We start from the raw sequence: 16,733 nt of genomic DNA, 5'->3' as shown, positions 1-16,733 counted from the left end.
CACGCCAGCATCCGGACTTCCATGACTCAAGACGAACTCAAGCAACGGGTCGGCCAGGCCGCCGCCGACTACGTGAACGCCAATGTGCCGGAGGGCTCGGTCATCGGCGTCGGCACCGGCTCCACCGCGAACTGCTTCATCGATGCGCTCGCGGCCCACAAGGGTCGATACCGCGGCGCGGTATCGAGTTCCGTGGCGAGCACCGCGCGTTTGCAGGCGCTCGGCATGAAGGTGTTCGATCTGAACGAGATCGACTCGCTGCCCGTGTATGTCGACGGCGCCGACGAAATCGATCGCCGCGGAGCGATGATCAAAGGCGGCGGCGGTGCGCTTACGCGCGAGAAGATCGTCGCGTCGGTGTCCGACGTATTCGTCTGTATTGTCGATGCGAGCAAGCGTGTCGATGTGCTTGGCCAGTTTCCGCTGCCGATCGAAGTCGTGCCGATGGCGCGCACCGCGATCGGCCGTCGCGTGACGGCGCTGGGCGGGGTGCCGGTCGTGCGCGTGACGAAAGAGGGCGCGCCGTATATCACCGACAACGGCAACGAGATCATCGACGTCAAGGGTCTGAAGATCGGCGACCCGCTCGCGTTCGAAGCGCAGATCAACGCGTGGCCCGGCGTCGTGACGGTCGGGCTCTTCGCGAGCCGTGGCGCGAACGTCTGTCTGCTAGGCGCCGAAACGGGCGTGGAGCGCATCGACTACCCGACGCGTTGACACGGCTCTCGCACTGATTCCGTCGCGCTCAAGATCGCGATCGGTTCTCCACGACGCCGTGCGCAGCAATTGCTGCGCACGGCGTTTTTCTTTTGCGGCGGCGGCGCAACATGGGCCCGCCCACCACATGCATCGCTACGCGTGCTGGCGCACCGTACTTCGATTTCGCTAAAGAGAAACTGAACGCCATCGGACGCAAGGGATTGTTTGCCGACGGTTCGGCGAAACAAACGTCTACATATTCAGGAATCTAAAATGTTGGATAGCGAACAGACTGAAGCCATCGCCCACACCCTCGACGAACGTTCGCGCGCCTGTCTCGCGGGACAGCTGCCGCCTTCGCAGACGCTCGCACTCGCGCCGGTCGTGCTTGCGGGCGGCTCCGGCACGCGGCTGTGGCCGATGTCGCGCGCAAACTGCCCGAAGCAGTTGCTCGACATCGTCGGCCCCGACTCGCTGTTGCAGACGACGGTGCGGCGCATGTCGAACTTTCCCGCCGAGCGCAAGGTGGCCGGTGCGCCGATCATCATGTGCGGCGAAGAGCACGGCTTTGTCGCGATCGAACAGTTGCATGCGAACGGTGTCGACGCGCGGCTCGTGGTCGAGCCGGCGCGCCGCGACACCGCGCCGGCGCTGACGCTCGCGGCGGCGGTGGCGTCGGCGCACGGCGAGGACGTGATTCTCGTCGCGATGCCGGCCGATCACTCGATCGCCGACGTCGATGCGTTCCAGCGCGCGATTCTCGCCGCTGCCTGCCACGCGGAGGGCGGTGCGATCGTCACGCTCGGCGTGCCGCCGACGCGGCCGGATACGGGCTTCGGCTATATCAGGATCGGCGCGGTGCTGCAGGACGGCGCGCACCATATCGAATGTTTCGTCGAAAAGCCCGCGCAGGAGCTCGCGTCGCAATACCTGGCGAGCGGCCAATACTGGTGGAACAGCGGCATCTTCGTGGTGCGCGCATCGATCTGGCTCGAGGCGGTCAGGCGCCTGCAGCCGGCCATGCACGACGCGTGCGTCGCCTCGTTCGCGGAAAGCCGCAACGACGGCGCATTTCTGCGCCCGGCTGCCGCACACTTCGAACGCAGTCCGTCCGATTCGATCGACTATGCGGTGATGGAGCATCTGGGCACCGACGAACTGCCGTGCCAGGGCGTGGTCGTGCCGCTCGAAGCAGGCTGGTCCGACCTCGGTTCGTGGGACGCCGTATGGGACGCGCACGCAAAGGACGCCGACGGCAACGTCGCGCGCGGCCGCGTGATGTTCGAAGGGGCGACCGCGAGCTACGCGCATTCGGAAGGACGCCTCGTCGCATGCGTTGGCACGACCAATGTGGTGGTGGTCGAAACGGCCGATGCGGTGCTCGTCGCGGACCGCTCGCGCGTGCAGGACGTCAAGGGACTGGTCGCGCGGATCAAGGCCGAACAGGCGCCTGAGGCCGATCAGCATCGCAAGGTGCGCCGCCCATGGGGCTTCTTCGATTCGCTCGATCGCGGCGAGCGCTTCCAGGTGAAGCGGATCGTCGTGCAGCCGGGCGCGCGGCTGTCGTTGCAGCTGCATCACCATCGCGCCGAGCACTGGATCGTCGTGCGCGGCACCGCGCGCGTGACGCGCGGCGACGAGCAGTTCCTGCTCGGCGAAAACGAATCGACCTTCATTCCGCTCGGTGTGCAACATCGCCTCGAGAACCCCGGCAAGCTGCCGCTCGAAGTGATCGAGGTGCAGTCCGGCGCGTATCTCGGCGAAGACGATATCGTGCGTTTCGACGACAGCTACGGACGCGGATAAAGCCGCAGCGGCGGGTCGCAACGGCGCGCCGCAAGGCGCGCTGCGCGTGCGTGCGCGCCGACGCTTACAGGCGAGGTGTGCCCACCGCGGTGATTTCGAGCAGGATCACGTGGTCGGGCACATCGACGGCTAGCTGGCTCACGTCACGATGGCTTGCCGACGGCGTCGTCGAAACGAGTGGATCGTACACGTCGACACGGCTTGCTTTCGCGCCGAAGTCGATGCCGACGCGCGCGGGCGGGCTCTCGACCGGTTTGCCGATCGCCCGGTCCCAGATCGGCGTCTCGTTCCATAGTGCGAGCACGAAGCGGCCGTCCTTCTTCTGCAGCAACAGGCTGTTCGCCGACACGGGCATGTCCGAGAGCGTATAAGCGAGCGAGCCGCGCATCGCCGCGGCGTTGGCGCGACGTGTCTTGCCCGCGTTCAGGATCGTCGTGAGATTGCGGATCGCGTGGGCGACGGGCTTGGGGCTGTTGTCGTTGCGAAAGAGCCCGAAGTGCATGCCGCTGTCCTTGTTCTGAGGGTCGGGCTTTTCGTCGAGCAGTTCGTACACGTAGGTCCGCTTCACGCCGGCCGCCGCCGCATCCATATAGCCGTTCAGAACGCCTTTGGCCTGCGTCGGCTCGTCGACGCCGATCATGTACCAGCCCGACTGCGGCATCGAGAAATAGCCGAATTCCGTGATGACCATCGGCAACTGGTATTTCTTGACGGCATCGATGGCCGCCGGCATCCACCGGTCGCCGTTCGAGTTATAGGTCGGTTGTTCGCCGTTCTGCGGGTAGACATGCTGGTTCGCGTAATTGGCCGACCCCGCACGCGACTCGACTTTGCGCGTGTCGAAGCCGGTCAGATCGTAGACGGGCACGCCCGCGAGCGCAGGTGCGGCGTGCACGCGCGCATAGATATCGCGCTGCTGGGCAAGGCCGGCAGCGGCACCCGTCAGGCCGTGGTACGAGACCGGCCAGTTATCGATCTCGTTCGAGCCTTCGACGGCCACGACGCTGCCGGGCACCGCTGCGTTCAACCGCGCCGCCGCGCCGACCGACCACGCGAAGTCCGGGTTCGTCAGCACGTTGAATTTGATGCCGAGCTGCGCGAGAAAGACATAGGTCGAAAACGGCGGCCTGTCGCCGGGCGGATAGTCGCGAACGTGCCGGATGCCGAGCCACTTCAGATCGTCGTAGACGTTGCGCACATTGGTGTAGGCGGTATCCATATAGGTGAGGTGGATGCCGACACCGAGTGTGTCGATGAACGCGTCGGCCGGCATCGCTCGCACGGCATCGCCTGCTTGTGCGGTCGATGCGCGCGCGAGTACGGAAAGCAGAACGGCGGCGGTGGCTACGGAATGCTTCACGGCGTACTCCTCGCGTGGGAAAGTTGCCGGTTCCGCGCGATCTGCCTGAGCCCGGCCTCTCGATGGCAGCCCCTCCCCGAGAGAGACAGGCGAACGCCATTCTGACGCGCCGGTGCGTCGTTCATGTGTGCGTCGGCGAACGGTCCGGTATTTCCACGGAATATTAAATTTCGCTTGCAAGGCATTGCGCGTTCGCAAGCGGGAACGAAGCCGGCAGTGAACAGATCGTCAACCGTAAGATACGGAATCCTCTCTATCAATCCGGCTCGGTGAAAGCCGGCCGTTTCGCAAAAGACAAGACCTTATGTGCGCGAGCGCGCACAACGCGACGTTTACCCATGTCCTGTCATGCCGCTCGCACGCGGCGCACACGGCAAGTCTGCGACGACCGCCCATGGTTGGTGGGATTGCGCACGGATTCGCCGTTGCTCAAACCTTAATGTGTCGCCATGGCTTATCGGGGCGGGCGATGCGAACGCGTGGATCTCCCGGGGCAGAGTGATCCGCATGTTCGCTTCGGGTTGACGACCGCGCCGGAGCACGAACGTCTGATGGACACGATACGCGCTGAGGTAGGGGACATGTCTGAGCTAACGCAACGTACGGTCGATATTGTGCTGATCGTGCTGGGCGCCGTATGCGGCGCACACCTTAACCTGAACTTCGCGATGATGGGCGAAGCGCGTCATCCCGATCCCGCCCTCGTGGCGTTTTGTGCGGCGCTTGCGTTGTCGGTGTTTCCCGCTTGCGGCACCTACGGTACGCGCGGCAGCCGATCGGTTTTCAACGTGGCAGGCCGCACGGCGTTCGCGTGGCTTGCCGTGCAACTGTGCGGACTCGTGCTGCTTTACGCGATTCATCATGACCGCCTGCTGCCGTTGCCGTGGTTTATCTACTGGACGCTCACGACAGGTATTTCGCTGCTGCTGTCGCACACCTTGTTCTTTTCGGAGTTCAGCGTGCTGCGCCTCGCGCGGGCATGGTGGACCCGCGAGCCGCTCGAGGTCACGGCGCGCCGCAGCGTGGTGCGCAGCGCTGTCGTGGGGCATGCGCTCAAGCGCCTGTTCGACATCGTTGCAGCGGCAAGCGCGCTCGTTTTGCTCGCGCCCGTCTTCCTCGTCATCGCATTGATGGTCAAGCGCGATGGCGGTCCGGCGTTATACGGACACACGCGCGTCGGCCGACATGGAAAGAAATTTCGTTGCCTGAAGTTTCGCTCGATGGTCGTGAATTCGGAGCAGGCGCTCAAGGATCTGCTTGCGCGCGATCCCGAGGCGCGCGCCGAGTGGGAGCGCGAATTCAAGCTCAAGAACGACGTGCGCGTGACGCGGATCGGTCATTTCCTGCGGCGCTCGAGTCTCGACGAATTGCCGCAGATCTGGAACGTCCTGCGCGGCGAGATGAGCTTTGTCGGCCCGCGCCCGATCGTCGATCAGGAGCTCGAGCGTTACGGCGACGCGAGCAAGTACTACCTGATGGCGACGCCCGGCATCACGGGTCTCTGGCAGGTGAGCGGACGCAACGACGTCGATTACGCGACACGCGTCTCGCTCGATGTCACTTATGTCACGAACTGGACCTTCCGCAAAGACATTGGGATTCTGTTCAAGACGTTTTTCGTGGTGATTCGCCGTAGCGGGGCGTATTGAGCGGGAATACGCCGACACGTCGGGTATCCGGGCCACACGGCATGGCCCGGAGCCTTGTAACGAAATTGGGGGTATTGCAATGGGACTCTATGCGATGGAATCGATCGATGCGTGCGCGCGTGGCGCGCGGCATGCCGGCGTCACGCGAACATTGCGCCGGGGCGCCGTGTGCGCCGCGTGGCTCGCGCTCGTGGTGCTGAGCGGCTGCGCGATGGCGCCGGGCATGACCTATGGCGGTCCGGGTTCGAACTCCGCTACCAGCGGCGGCGCCGCAGCGGCGAGCAACGCAGCCGCGGCGACGGGCGGTGCATCGGGCGGGGGCGTGCCCGACAGCGTGGTGACCAAGGGCATTCCGGGCGCGGCAAACGCCCAACTCGTCGAGATCACGAGCGAGCTCGTGCAAAAGGAACTGGCCGCGCGGCCCAAAGGCGTTCCCACAGACGTGGAGAAGCTGTTCGCCAAAGCCACGCCATACCAGATCGGGCCCGGCGATATTCTCAGCATCGTGGTCTGGGATCATCCCGAGCTCAACCTGCCGACCTCGAGCAGCGGCACCGACAGCGCCGCGGGAGACCGTTCCGTGTCTCCGGGCTACACGGTCGATAACGACGGCTTCATTCAGTATGCCTATATTGGTCCGCTGAAGGTCGAAGGCATGTCGGAGATGGGGGTGCGCGATGCGCTCTCCGAAAAGCTCGCGCGCTACGTGCGCAAGCCGCAGGTCACGGTGCGCATCCAGACGTACCGCAGCAAGCGCGTCTACGTCGACGGCGAGGTCAAGACGCCGGGCGTCGAAGTGCTCAACGACAGGCCGATGACGCTGCCTGAAGCGATCAACCGGGCCGGCGGCTTCACGAGCCTCGCCGACCGCTCGCGCGTCGCCGTGACGCGCGGCGATACGACCGTGGCGGTCGATATGCCGGAGATGATCCGCAAGGGCTTCAATCCCGATCGCATCGTGTTGCGCGACGGCGACCTCGTCCGCGTCTACGCGGCGGCGGACAGCAAGGTCTTCGTGGTCGGCGAGGTCGAGCGCCCCGGCGGCGTGGCGTTCAACAACGGACATATGTCGCTGAACCAGGCGCTCGGCAACGCGGGCGGGATCGCCCAGGCGTCGGCCGATGCGTCTCAGGTCTATGTCGTGCGCGGACAGGACAGCGCAAATCCGGTCGTATTCCATCTCGACGCGAGCAGTGCGTCCGCGATGGCCATGGCCGATTCGTTCGCATTGCAGCCCAACGATGTCGTGTTTGTCGATACCTCCACGCTCGTCAAGTGGAGCCGCGTCATCAGTCTGATTCTGCCGACTACCCAAGCCGCCGCCGCGAGCCGCGCGGTGGGTTACTGAAACCCGCATGAACCGAAGCTACGACACTCAGCGCGCACGCCACCTGGAGAACAAGATGAATCAGCGTGACTATCTGCTGGAAGGGCCCATCGAAACGATCATGCCGATCGCGCCCGACGGCGGACATATGGGCAATCTGCTCGATACGCTGCACTCTGGCCGCAAGACGATCCTGATCGTCGCGGCGGTCTGTACGCTGTTGGGCGGCATGTATGCGCTACTGGCGCGTCCGGTGTATCAGTCGGACATGCTCATTCAGGTGGAAGAAAACCCGAATCCCGCAAAAACGGCGCTTGCCGATATTTCCGCGCAATTCGCGATCAAGACCGGTGCGACGGCGGAAATCGAGGTGCTGCGTTCGCGGCTCGTCGTCTCGTCGGCCGTGAATGCGACGAAGCTCTATATTCACGCGACGCCGCGCTATTTTCCGGTTGTCGGCCGCTGGGCCGCGCAGCATCTGAACCTCGCCGGCTGGTCGGGGTGGCAGGGCTATGCATGGGGCGACGAAGCGATCGACGTGGCGCAATTCGACGTCCCGCCGCAGTTGCTCGGCAAGCCGTTCGTCCTGACCTACCGGGGCAACGGCGCCTACACGCTCGAGTATCGCGGCATCACGCTCGATGGACATGTGGGCGAGAAGCTGCATGCGCCGGCCGCGGACGGCACGATCGATCTGCTCGTGAACCGCATCGATGCGCAGCCCGGTACGGACTTCGATCTGTCGCGCAGTTCGGAACTGACGGCGATCAAGTCGCTGCAGACCGCGCTGGCGATTTCGGAGAAGGGCAAGGAGTCCGATGTGATCGGCGTGGTGCTCGACGGCGAAGATCCGGTTCTGACCGCCACGATCCTCAATGCGATCGGCAGCGAGTATCTGCGGCAGAACGCGAAGCGCACGCAGGAAGAAGCGGAAAAATCGATTGCCTTCCTCGATCAGCAACTGCCGGTGCTGAAGGAACAACTCGAGAAAGCCGAGAACGAGTACAACACGTTCCGTTCCGAGCATGGGGCCGTCAACCTGGGTGCCGAGGCGACGGCACTGCTGCAGAGTTCCGCGATCGCGCAGCAGCGTATCGCCGACCTGCGCCAGCAGCGCGCCATGTTGATGGCACGCTTCACCGAGGACAACCCCGCGCTCGTCGCCGTGAACGGGCAGGTCGCCGAAGCGGAGAAGTCGCTGAAAGATCTCGCGGGACAGACGCGCGCGCTGCCGCCGCTGGAACAGCACCTCGTGCGTTTGCAGCGCGAAGTGACCGTCGATACGAATATCTACACGAATCTGCTGAATAGCCGCGAGCAGATGCGCCTGCTCAAGGCCGGCCGCGTGTCGAACGTGCGCATGATCGATGCCGCGGTGCCGGGGGAGAGCCCGGTTCGGCCAAAGCGCGTCGTTTTGCTGCTCGCGGCGTTCTTCACCGGGATGTTGATCGGTTCGGCGATCGTGCTGTTGCGTCACCGGTTGAATCGTGGCGTCTCGCTCGTGGACGAGATCGAAGTGGGGACGGGGCTCGCGGTCTTCGCGGCCGTGCCGCGCAGCCGCATCCAGCATTCGCTGACGCGCCGCGTGCCGCGCGGTGCGCCGGGCACGAACATGGTGCTTGCGCACAAGGCCGTATTCGACCCGGCTGTCGAAAGCCTGCGCAGCTTCCGCAGCGCGCTCGAACATTCGCTCGTGGATGCCGCGAACCGCGTCGTGTTGCTGGCCGGGCCGACGCCGATGGTGGGCAAATCGTTCGTCTCGGTCAATCTGGCCGCCGTGTTCGGCGCGTCGGGCAAGCGTGTGCTGCTGGTCGACGCCGATCTGCGGCGCGGCTCGTTGAACCAGCACATGGGCGTGCCGAGCACCCCCGGCGTCACCAATATCTTCGAGCTGAACCAGGATTACGACCAGGTGGTGTATCGCGAGGTGATGCCCGGCGTCGACTTCGTCGCGACGGGCGGCTATGTGACCAATGCAAGCGAACTGCTGCGCGAAGGCAGCTTCAGGGAGTTCGTGGCGTGGGCCAACGAGGCCTACGACCTCGTGCTGATCGACGCACCGCCGGTGTTGCCGGTGGCGGATGCCGGCATTATCGGGAAGCTGGCGGGCACGGTATTCGTGATTGCGCGCCAGGGCGCCACGAGCGTATCCGAACTGCGCGAATCGGTGCGCCGTTTCGAACAGGTTGGCGTGCCGATTCGCGGCGTGATTTTCAACGATATGGTGTCGCGTCCCGGGCGCTATGGCGATGCATACGCCGCTTATGGTTATGCGAGCTACGGCGTAGTGAAGGAAGGGAGAAGAGCCGCTGCCGACTAGGGAAAGCACCATTGCCCGGATCGCCGATGCAGCGATCCGGCACGCGTAGATACGGCAATAAGCGGCGCCGCGCAGATGGGTCGCTGGCTCTTGCACGAGACGTATGCGTCCCTCGGCTACGAGGGAAACCCGTTGTCGTCGACCGCTTGAAAGCCGCGCCGAAAAACGGGCTGCGGCTCGTCGGGCCGCCGGTGAAGCGATCGGATCGAGCCCGACCCGGGAGGGCATGCAGATCAGCGCAGCTATGGGCGACGGCGAACATTCTTCGACGCGAAGACGGGTCACACTGGAAAACATGTGAACTGAATTGCCTCGCAGGTCGGTTCCGTTCGCGCGGTTGCGGTGATATGGCGCGCGCACGACTTCCCGCCACGAGCGATATCCCGGACCTTCGTCGATGAAACATGCTCCCAATCTGCTGATCAACGGCCGCTTTCTTGGACGCCGCGCCACGGGTGTCGATCGCTTCGCCTTCGAAACCTTGCGCGCGCTCGATCAGCTGGTCGAATTGCGCGATCCGCTTGTGGCCAGTCTCAGGACTGAGATCGTCGTGCCTCAGGCACTGGCCTGCATGTCCAACCCATTCCGGCACATCAGGCTGCGGGCGAGCGGCAAAGGCGGCGGTTTGCGCTGGGAACAGCTCGCGTTGCCGCAGGCGGCAAGCGGCCAGTTACTGCTCAATCTCTGCAATTCCGGCCCGCTGATGTACCGCCGCCAGGTGACGGTGCTGCACGATGCAGCACCCGCGCGCGTGCCCGACAGCTACAGCCGCTCGTTCGTCGCGTGGTATCGCCTGATGGCGCCGCGCATCGGCCGCGTTTCGCAGCGCGTGATCACCGTTTCGGAATTCTCGCGGCGCGAGCTGAGCGACGCTTACCGGATCCCGGCCGGCAAGATCGGCGTCGTGCCCGAGAGCGGCGAGCATATGTTGCGCGTGCAACAGGATGAAGGCGCGGTGGCGCAGACGCTGCACGGACGTCCATTCGTGCTGGCGGTCGGAAGCCTCAACCGGCACAAGAATTTTCATCTGGTGGCCGAGGCCGCGCGTCTGATTCGCGATGCGCAGTTCGACATCGTCGTGGTCGGCGGCGGCGATGCGCGCGTATATGGAACGGGCCAGCAGGCGTTGCCCGCATTCGTGAAGCACGTCGGTTATGTGAGCGACGGCGAACTGGCGGCGCTGTACCGGCGCGCGGCCTGTTTCGTCTATCCGTCGCGCTACGAGGGTTTCGGATTGCCGCCTGTCGAGGCGCTGGCGCTCGGCTGTCCCGTCATCGCATCGAGATTGCCGGCCGTGCAGGAAGCGTGCGGCGACGCCGTGCTCTACACATCGCCCGACGATCCCGCCGAGCTCGCGCGCCTGCTCGAGCAGATTACCGGCGACGACACGTTGCGTGAGAGCCTGCGCGAGCGGGGCCGCGCGCGCACCGCGGAACTGACGTGGCGCGCCACGGCAGTCAAGCTGATCGAGGAGATCTCGCCGTGGCTAATGTGACGCTTGCCGCCGCTGTAACGAACGACGCCAGTCGTTTTGGCCGGGTCGCCGTCGTGCACGACTGGCTCGCAGCGTATGCGGGTTCGGAAAAGGTGGTGGAGCAGATTCTGAAACTGTTTCCGCAGGCCGACCTCTACAGCATCGTCGATTTCTTTCCGGATTCGCAGCGCGCCGCGCTCGGCGGAAAGCATGCGCATACGTCGTTCATTCAACATCTGCCGTGGGCGCGCCGGGCGTTTCGCCACTACCTGCCGCTGATGCCGCTCGCGATCGAGCAGTTCGATCTGTCCTCCTACGATCTCGTGATTTCGTCGAGCCATGCGGTGGCAAAGGGCGTGCTGACCGGACCGCATCAGGTGCATGTGAGCTATGTGCATTCGCCGATCCGTTACGCGTGGGATCTGCAGCATCAGTATCTGGCCGAAGCCGGCATGCAGCGCGGCATGAAGAGCTGGATCGTACGCGCGCTGCTGCACTACATGCGTATCTGGGACCAGCGAACCGCGCATGGCGTGGACGCGCTGGTCGCCAATTCGGCCTTTGTCGCAAGGCGCATCAGGAAGGCGTATGGCAGCGACGCCGCCGTGATCTATCCGCCGGTCGATGTCGAGCGGTTCGAACTCGGCACGCAGCATGAAGACTTCTACCTGATTGCGTCGCGCATGGTGCCCTACAAGCGCATTCCGCTGATCGTCGAGGCGTTTGCGGCGATGCCGTCGCGGCGTCTCGTCGTGATCGGCGAAGGCCCCGATTTCGCACGCGCCAAGGCGTGCGCGACGCCTAACGTGACGCTGCTCGGCTATCAGCCCGACGCGGTGCTGGTGGACTACATGCAACGCGCGCGCGCGTTCGTGTTTGCCGCGGAGGAAGACTTCGGCATCTCGGTGGTCGAAGCGCAGGCATGCGGCGCGCCGGTGATCGCGTTCGGCCGCGGAGGCGTGCGCGAAATTGTCGTCGATTCGGCCGATCCCGAGCGCGGCACCGGGCTTTTCTTCGGCGAACAGACGGTGGCGTCGATCGTCGATGCGGTGGAGCGTTTCGAAGCGCGTCCGCCGTTGCGCGGGGAAGTCTGCCGCCGCAATGCGATGCGCTTCTCGGCCGAACGGTTCAAACATGAGTTCTTCGCTGCGGTGGAACGCGCGATAGCGCAGGACAACGGGTTGGCCGACGATACGCCGCCGGCGGTGCTTTACCGGCGCTCCGCGTGAGACGGCACATCAGGGCAGCTGACTGGAAGGGGGCGTAGCAAGTGGAACTGTCGATATTCGGGATCGCCGTGATCCTCACCGGACTGGCGGTGCTTTACATGTCGTATCGCGCCGCGATCTACGGAATGGCCGTATTCTCGCTGTTCGGGTGTGCGCTCGCCTTGGGCCTGGGCGGCATGGGTATCCTGCCGCCGCAACTGTTTCTTGCCTTCTTCGCGCTAAGGGCGTTCAACCTCGTCGGCGGAAAGAAGCTTGCCGATGCGTTCTCGCTGGACACGCCGGGTTTCTGGCTGCTCTGCACCAGCGTCTGGGCATGTATGGGCGCCATCGTGCTGCCGCGTCTGCTGCACGGTTCGACGCTCGTGTTTCCCGTCGATCGCAGCGTCGACGAGATCATGCTGCAACCGCTCGCTCCGGTGTCGGGCAATGTCTCGCAGGTCGTGTACTGCGTCGGCGACGTCGTCGTGTATTGCTGCATGGCTGCGTTCCTGAAATATCGCGGCGCATACCGGACCCTCGCGAACGCGCTGCTCGTGCTCACCGCGCTCAACGTGCTCTCCGGCGTGGTCGACTTTGCTTCGCACGCAGTCGGCGTCGATGCGCTCGCGTTTACCAAGACCGCGCAGTTCGCCGACCTGACCGGCGAGGAACTCGGCGGACTCGTGCGCATCAGCGGCACCTTCAGCGAGACTTCGGCGTTTTCGACCTTTTCGCTGCCGCTGTTCGTGTTCTGTCTTAATCTCTGGATACTCGGGTGGCGCCCGAAACTGGCCGGCGCGCTTGCTTTCGCGACGGGCGGACTGCTGCTGATCTCGACTTCCGGAAGCGCCTATGTCGGCCTCGCCGGGTATCTGGTCATCCTGCTGTTCAGCAGACCCAGCCTCGTCACGCGAGCGGCCGCCGCGCGCAAGCATCGCATGTGGATCATTGCCACGTGCATGGGCGTGCTCGGCGTGCTGTACGTCGTCCTGTTCCTGCCGGGGGTCGTGAAGGCACTCAGCGACTTTGTCGACATCACGGTCATGAGCAAAGCCGGCAGCTCGTCCGGCGTCGAACGGATGGGATGGAATGCGCAGGGAATGACCAACTTCTTCGATACCTACGGGATAGGCGTCGGACTCGGCAGTATTCGCGCGTCGAGCTTTCTGGTGGTCTTGCTTGGCAGCCTCGGAGTCGTGGGGACGTTCTGCTATGCGATGTTCGTCGGCAAATCGTTGCTTTCGCCGGTGTCGGCCGATTATCCGTTCACGGAACGCGCCGTATGCTATGCGGCGCGGCATGCTGTGATGGCGGCGTTGATCGTCGTATCGATTTCGGGTTCGGTGTTCGAACTCGGCTCGTGTTTCTATCTGTTCGCGGCCGCCGCCGGAGCGCTCTCGGCGCGCGTGCCAAGGCGCGTGTCGAGACGTCGTCAAGGTGCGGTCGCCGGGGCCGTCGTCAGGGGTTGAAACAGGGGGTTGAGACCGGCCCCTGAAACGGGGCCGCTTATACAGGGTACCTAACATAGTGCCCTGACATGGGGCTCCCGGCAAACAGCCTTCGTCAGAGCTTCTCGGCCCGCTCAGGCGTCAGTCTTCCGCGTAGAAAATCCCAGACGCCAATCAGATTGCCGTTCAGCCGGCCTCGACGGTCGACCCAGGACTCGGGCGAAATGCTGCGTGTGATATTGCTGAATACGTTGCGTAGAACGTGATCGAGCGCGTCGCGCAACGGCATCGTCTTCTTTTTCGCCAGATAGAGCGGATTGATGACTTGCGAATACCCGAGTCTGCGCCCTGACATCCGGCCGCCCTTGGTGCCGAGATGCACGCCGAGCGCCGTATTGATGCGCACGACACGATCGCCGCGGTTCCAGATCTGGCCGCCGAAATCGCGATCTTCCTGCCAGCCGTAGAGCACGAGCCGCTCATCGAAACGCAGGCCCGCGATGCTGCGGGCGCGAAAGGCCATGTTGCAGCCGTAGGGACCGCCGGTCGCGGCCGCGATCATCGTTTGCGGAACGTGGTTCGTTTCGGCGAGGATTTTGCTGCCTTCTTCGAAGGAATAGCCGGGTCCGTTGATGCCGTCGGCGAGCGTCATTCCTGTCACGCAGGCAATCGATGGATCGCTATCGAAGGCGTCAAGGACTGCGGCGACCCACGTGCGATGCATGAGGAAGTCGTCGTCGAGAAAGATCAGAACGTCGAACCCGGCCGGCACATGATTCAAGCCATTGTTACGCTGCGCGGTCAGACCGGGCCGGCCCTTGACCACCAGCAGTCCCGGTCGGCTTGCAAGGCCGCCGACGTCCTCGTCCGTGACGCACGAGACGATGATCAGGTCGGGTTTCACCGTCTGTATGTCGACGAACGAAATTGCTTTCCCCAGTAGCTCGGCGCGGTTGCGCGTCGCGAAGATCAGACAGACTTTAGGTTGCTTGCGAACAGATACACCGCTTTTGACGCTTGTTTCCACTGCTTCCATCCCCGGCCTCCATGCCTTGCCCCGATACCGCTATCTAGTCATCGGCTGAACGTCCCGGCTCCTCGTGAGCCATGCAGCCTTCATACAGGAGGCATGGTATTGCCGCGGCCGACGCGGCACTGCTACCTAGCGCACATGGAAGCGCACTCGCAAGCGTACGCATGGCGAATGCGCGTGTTATGCATACTGCGTGGGATAGGCCGCAGTGCGTGTTTGCCGAGCCGATACCATGATCAGGCGCATCGATATGCGGATCGTCTGGCGCATCCTCTATCGAGCGCAGGAGCCGTGGTTCGAATCCACGGCCACATATACACGTTCGAAGGGAATACTCCGGTGAGCGCAACGTTACGCAAGCCTGTGCAGGGCTATCGGCCTGACATCGACGGATTACGTGCGGTTGCGGTGATAGCGGTGGTCGTTTTTCACGCATTCCCGGCGGCGCTCGCGGGCGGATTCGCCGGCGTCGATATCTTCTTCGCGATCTCCGGCTACCTGATCACGCAGCACATCATCGAGACGCTCGATCAGCAGCGGTTCAGCATCGTGGGTTTCTACGCGAGACGTATCAAGCGTATTTATCCGGCACTTATCACGGTGATGGCGGCCTGTCTCGCGGCGGGCATCGTGATGATGGCATCGGGCGAACTCGAGCAGCTTGCATCCGATGCGCTCGCGAGCGTTGCGTTTGTCGCGAACCTCTATTTCTTCACGACGCGCGATTACTTTTCGCAAGGTGCGGGCGCGAGCGCGCTGCTGCATCTGTGGTCGCTCGGCGTGGAGGAGCAGTACTACATCGTCTGGCCGGTCGCGCTCTTCGTGCTGTGGCGATATACGAGCCGGCGCGTGGCGACGTTCGCGATCGCCGCGGTTATCGCGCTGTCGCTTGCAAGCAGCATTGTCTTGAGCGGTACGCACGCCGTCGCGGCGTTCTATCTGCCGGTGACGCGCTGCTGGGAGCTGTTATTCGGCTCCGCGCTGGCGTGGGCGGAGTTTCACGCGGGCGCATATCGCAGCGTGCGTGCAAGTACGATGGTCCTCGCGTGGACGCGGCGCGTGCCGCTGCGCGAGCTCGCCTCGTGCGCGGGTGTCGCGCTGATTGCGCTGAGCCTCGCGCTGTACGATCCAGCTAACGTGTTTCCGGGCTGGCGTGCGGCGCTGCCCGCCGGCGGCGCCACGCTCGTGATTGCCGCTGGCCCGACAGCGTGGCTCAACCGCCGCGTACTTGCGTTGAGGCCGATGACTTACGTCGGCCTGATCAGCTACCCGCTCTATCTTTGGCATTGGCCGATACTCGTCTTTCTTCGTCTATCGAGCGGCGGCGCGCCGACGGCGACGATGCGTCTTGCCGCCGTCGGCGTCGCCTTCGCGCTGTCGGTGCTGACATTCAAGTGCATCGAAGCGCCTGTGCGCTTCAGCCGTATCGCACGCAGCCACCCCGTGCGCATGGCGAGCGTGCTATTTGCGATGATGGCCGGCATCGGCGTGTCCAGCTACGCGATTTCGCGCGACAACGGCCTGCCGAACCGCTTTCCCGACGCGAGCTTCAACGAACATCAGGAGCACTGGGTCTATACCGACGCCTGCAAGAAAGCCTTTCCGGGCGCCGAATTCTGCATGATGCCCACGACCCACGGGCGCGCCGAAGTGGCGTTGCTCGGCGACAGTCATGCCAATCACTTTTACGAAGGGCTGCGACGCGAGTTGGCCGCGCGCGGAACGGGACTCCTTGCGGTCGGCGCCGGCAACTGTCCGCCGTTTTCCGGCGTCGATATTTATCTTGGCACGTACGTCAAACATTGCGCGGCGCTGTTCGATGGCGTGCTCGATTACGTGGTGAAGTCGCGCGATATCGATACGGTGATTCTGTCGAGCTATGCGATTTCGTCGATCGCAGGCGATTTCGACTACGGCAAGGGCGACTATATCCGTCTGGTGGCCGCACGCGATGCACAGGCCGCGCGAGGCGTGGCCCGACGCGGCGACGAGAGCAATATGGAGGTTTATCTCGCCGGTCTCGAACGCACGTTGACGCGGCTTCGCGCGGCAGGCAAGCGCGTGATTTTCGTTCTCGACACGCCGGAACTCGACTTCGATCCGAGCACCTGTGTGCGGCGCCCCGTGCAGATTTCGGTGCGCTCGCCTTGCGCGGTTCCGCGTTCGAAAGTGGAGCAGCGGCTGTCAGGCACGCAAAAGAAAATCCTCGTGGCGTTGGCGAGATTTCCCGACGTGAAGGTGTTCAACCCGCTTCCGCTTCTGTGCGACAAGCAGAATTGCTACGCGCGTCAGGGTGGCGAGTTCATGTACACGGACCGCGATCATCTGACTTCCGATGGATCGCGATACATCGGCGGATGGCTCATGCGGGACATTGCGGTCGAGGCGTGGCCTGCCAGTCGCTAAGCG

General features: G+C 63.9%; 11 protein-coding genes. 9 read left to right on the top strand and 2 right to left on the bottom strand.

The window, feature by feature from the left end:
* Nucleotides 1–21: 21 nt before the first annotated feature.
* Nucleotides 22–717, top strand: coding sequence for a ribose-5-phosphate isomerase RpiA (rpiA, locus tag BTO02_RS13180; protein ID WP_075157409.1), 696 nt, complete (start codon nt 22–24; stop codon nt 715–717).
* 255 nt (nt 718–972) lie between these two features.
* Nucleotides 973–2,505, top strand: coding sequence for a mannose-1-phosphate guanylyltransferase/mannose-6-phosphate isomerase (locus BTO02_RS13175; RefSeq protein WP_083615107.1), 1,533 nt, complete (start codon nt 973–975; stop codon nt 2,503–2,505).
* Nucleotides 2,506–2,569: 64 nt separating this feature from the next.
* Here BTO02_RS13175 and BTO02_RS13170 read toward each other — a convergent pair whose 3' ends face one another.
* Nucleotides 2,570–3,865, bottom strand: a complete 1,296-nt coding sequence (locus BTO02_RS13170) for a calcium-binding protein (protein WP_232243359.1) — start codon at nt 3,863–3,865, stop codon at nt 2,570–2,572.
* 581 nt (nt 3,866–4,446) lie between these two features.
* Between BTO02_RS13170 and BTO02_RS13165 the strand changes: the two genes are divergently transcribed.
* The 6 genes from BTO02_RS13165 (at nt 4,447) to BTO02_RS13140 (ending at nt 13,312) form a co-directional block, all read left to right on the top strand.
* Nucleotides 4,447–5,514, top strand: a complete 1,068-nt coding sequence (locus BTO02_RS13165) for a sugar transferase (RefSeq protein ID WP_075157408.1) — start codon at nt 4,447–4,449, stop codon at nt 5,512–5,514.
* 94 nt (nt 5,515–5,608) lie between these two features.
* Nucleotides 5,609–6,862 (top strand): polysaccharide biosynthesis/export family protein, encoded by a 1,254-nt coding sequence (locus BTO02_RS13160; protein WP_232243358.1) that lies wholly within the window; start codon nt 5,609–5,611, stop codon nt 6,860–6,862.
* Nucleotides 6,863–6,917: 55 nt separating this feature from the next.
* Nucleotides 6,918–9,161, top strand: a complete 2,244-nt coding sequence (locus BTO02_RS13155; RefSeq protein ID WP_075157406.1) for a GNVR domain-containing protein — start codon at nt 6,918–6,920, stop codon at nt 9,159–9,161.
* Between the two features lie 397 nt (nt 9,162–9,558).
* Nucleotides 9,559–10,656 carry a glycosyltransferase family 4 protein gene (locus tag BTO02_RS13150; protein WP_075157405.1) on the top strand — a complete coding sequence of 366 codons (1,098 nt, stop codon included), beginning with the start codon at nt 9,559–9,561 and terminating at the stop codon, nt 10,654–10,656.
* Nucleotides 10,644–11,864, top strand: coding sequence for a glycosyltransferase family 4 protein (locus tag BTO02_RS13145; RefSeq protein ID WP_075157404.1), 1,221 nt, complete (start codon nt 10,644–10,646; stop codon nt 11,862–11,864). The genes BTO02_RS13150 and BTO02_RS13145 overlap by 13 nt, the downstream gene beginning before the upstream one ends.
* A 41-nt stretch (nt 11,865–11,905) precedes the next feature.
* Entirely contained in the window at nt 11,906–13,312 is a 1,407-nt protein-coding gene (locus BTO02_RS13140) for a hypothetical protein (RefSeq protein ID WP_075157403.1), read from the top strand.
* A gap of 94 nt (nt 13,313–13,406) precedes the next feature.
* Here BTO02_RS13140 and BTO02_RS13135 read toward each other — a convergent pair whose 3' ends face one another.
* The gene (locus BTO02_RS13135; RefSeq protein WP_075157402.1) at nt 13,407–14,327 is read right to left on the bottom strand and encodes a glycosyltransferase family 2 protein; all 921 of its coding nucleotides are present in this window, start codon (nt 14,325–14,327) and stop codon (nt 13,407–13,409) included.
* Between the two features lie 336 nt (nt 14,328–14,663).
* Between BTO02_RS13135 and BTO02_RS13130 the strand changes: the two genes are divergently transcribed.
* Nucleotides 14,664–16,730: an acyltransferase family protein gene (locus tag BTO02_RS13130; protein ID WP_075157401.1), complete on the top strand. Its 2,067-nt coding sequence runs from the start codon at nt 14,664–14,666 to the stop codon at nt 16,728–16,730.
* The last annotated feature ends 3 nt before the right edge of the window (nt 16,731–16,733 follow it).

It is taken from the genome of Paraburkholderia sp. SOS3 (genome assembly GCF_001922345.1).
Classification (GTDB): domain Bacteria; phylum Pseudomonadota; class Gammaproteobacteria; order Burkholderiales; family Burkholderiaceae; genus Paraburkholderia.
The sequence above is the reverse complement of the archived record's forward strand: the minus strand, read 5'-3'. Positions and strand labels throughout refer to the sequence as shown.

Coding starts and splice junctions, on each gene's coding strand:
- rpiA (WP_075157409.1), top strand. CDS start 22: ATGACTCAAGACGAACTCAAGCAACGGGTCGGCCAGGCCGCCGCCGAC.
- BTO02_RS13175 (WP_083615107.1), top strand. CDS start 973: ATGTTGGATAGCGAACAGACTGAAGCCATCGCCCACACCCTCGACGAA.
- BTO02_RS13165 (WP_075157408.1), top strand. CDS start 4,447: ATGTCTGAGCTAACGCAACGTACGGTCGATATTGTGCTGATCGTGCTG.
- BTO02_RS13160 (WP_232243358.1), top strand. CDS start 5,609: ATGGAATCGATCGATGCGTGCGCGCGTGGCGCGCGGCATGCCGGCGTC.
- BTO02_RS13155 (WP_075157406.1), top strand. CDS start 6,918: ATGAATCAGCGTGACTATCTGCTGGAAGGGCCCATCGAAACGATCATG.
- BTO02_RS13150 (WP_075157405.1), top strand. CDS start 9,559: ATGAAACATGCTCCCAATCTGCTGATCAACGGCCGCTTTCTTGGACGC.
- BTO02_RS13135 (WP_075157402.1), bottom strand. CDS start 14,327: ATGGAAGCAGTGGAAACAAGCGTCAAAAGCGGTGTATCTGTTCGCAAG.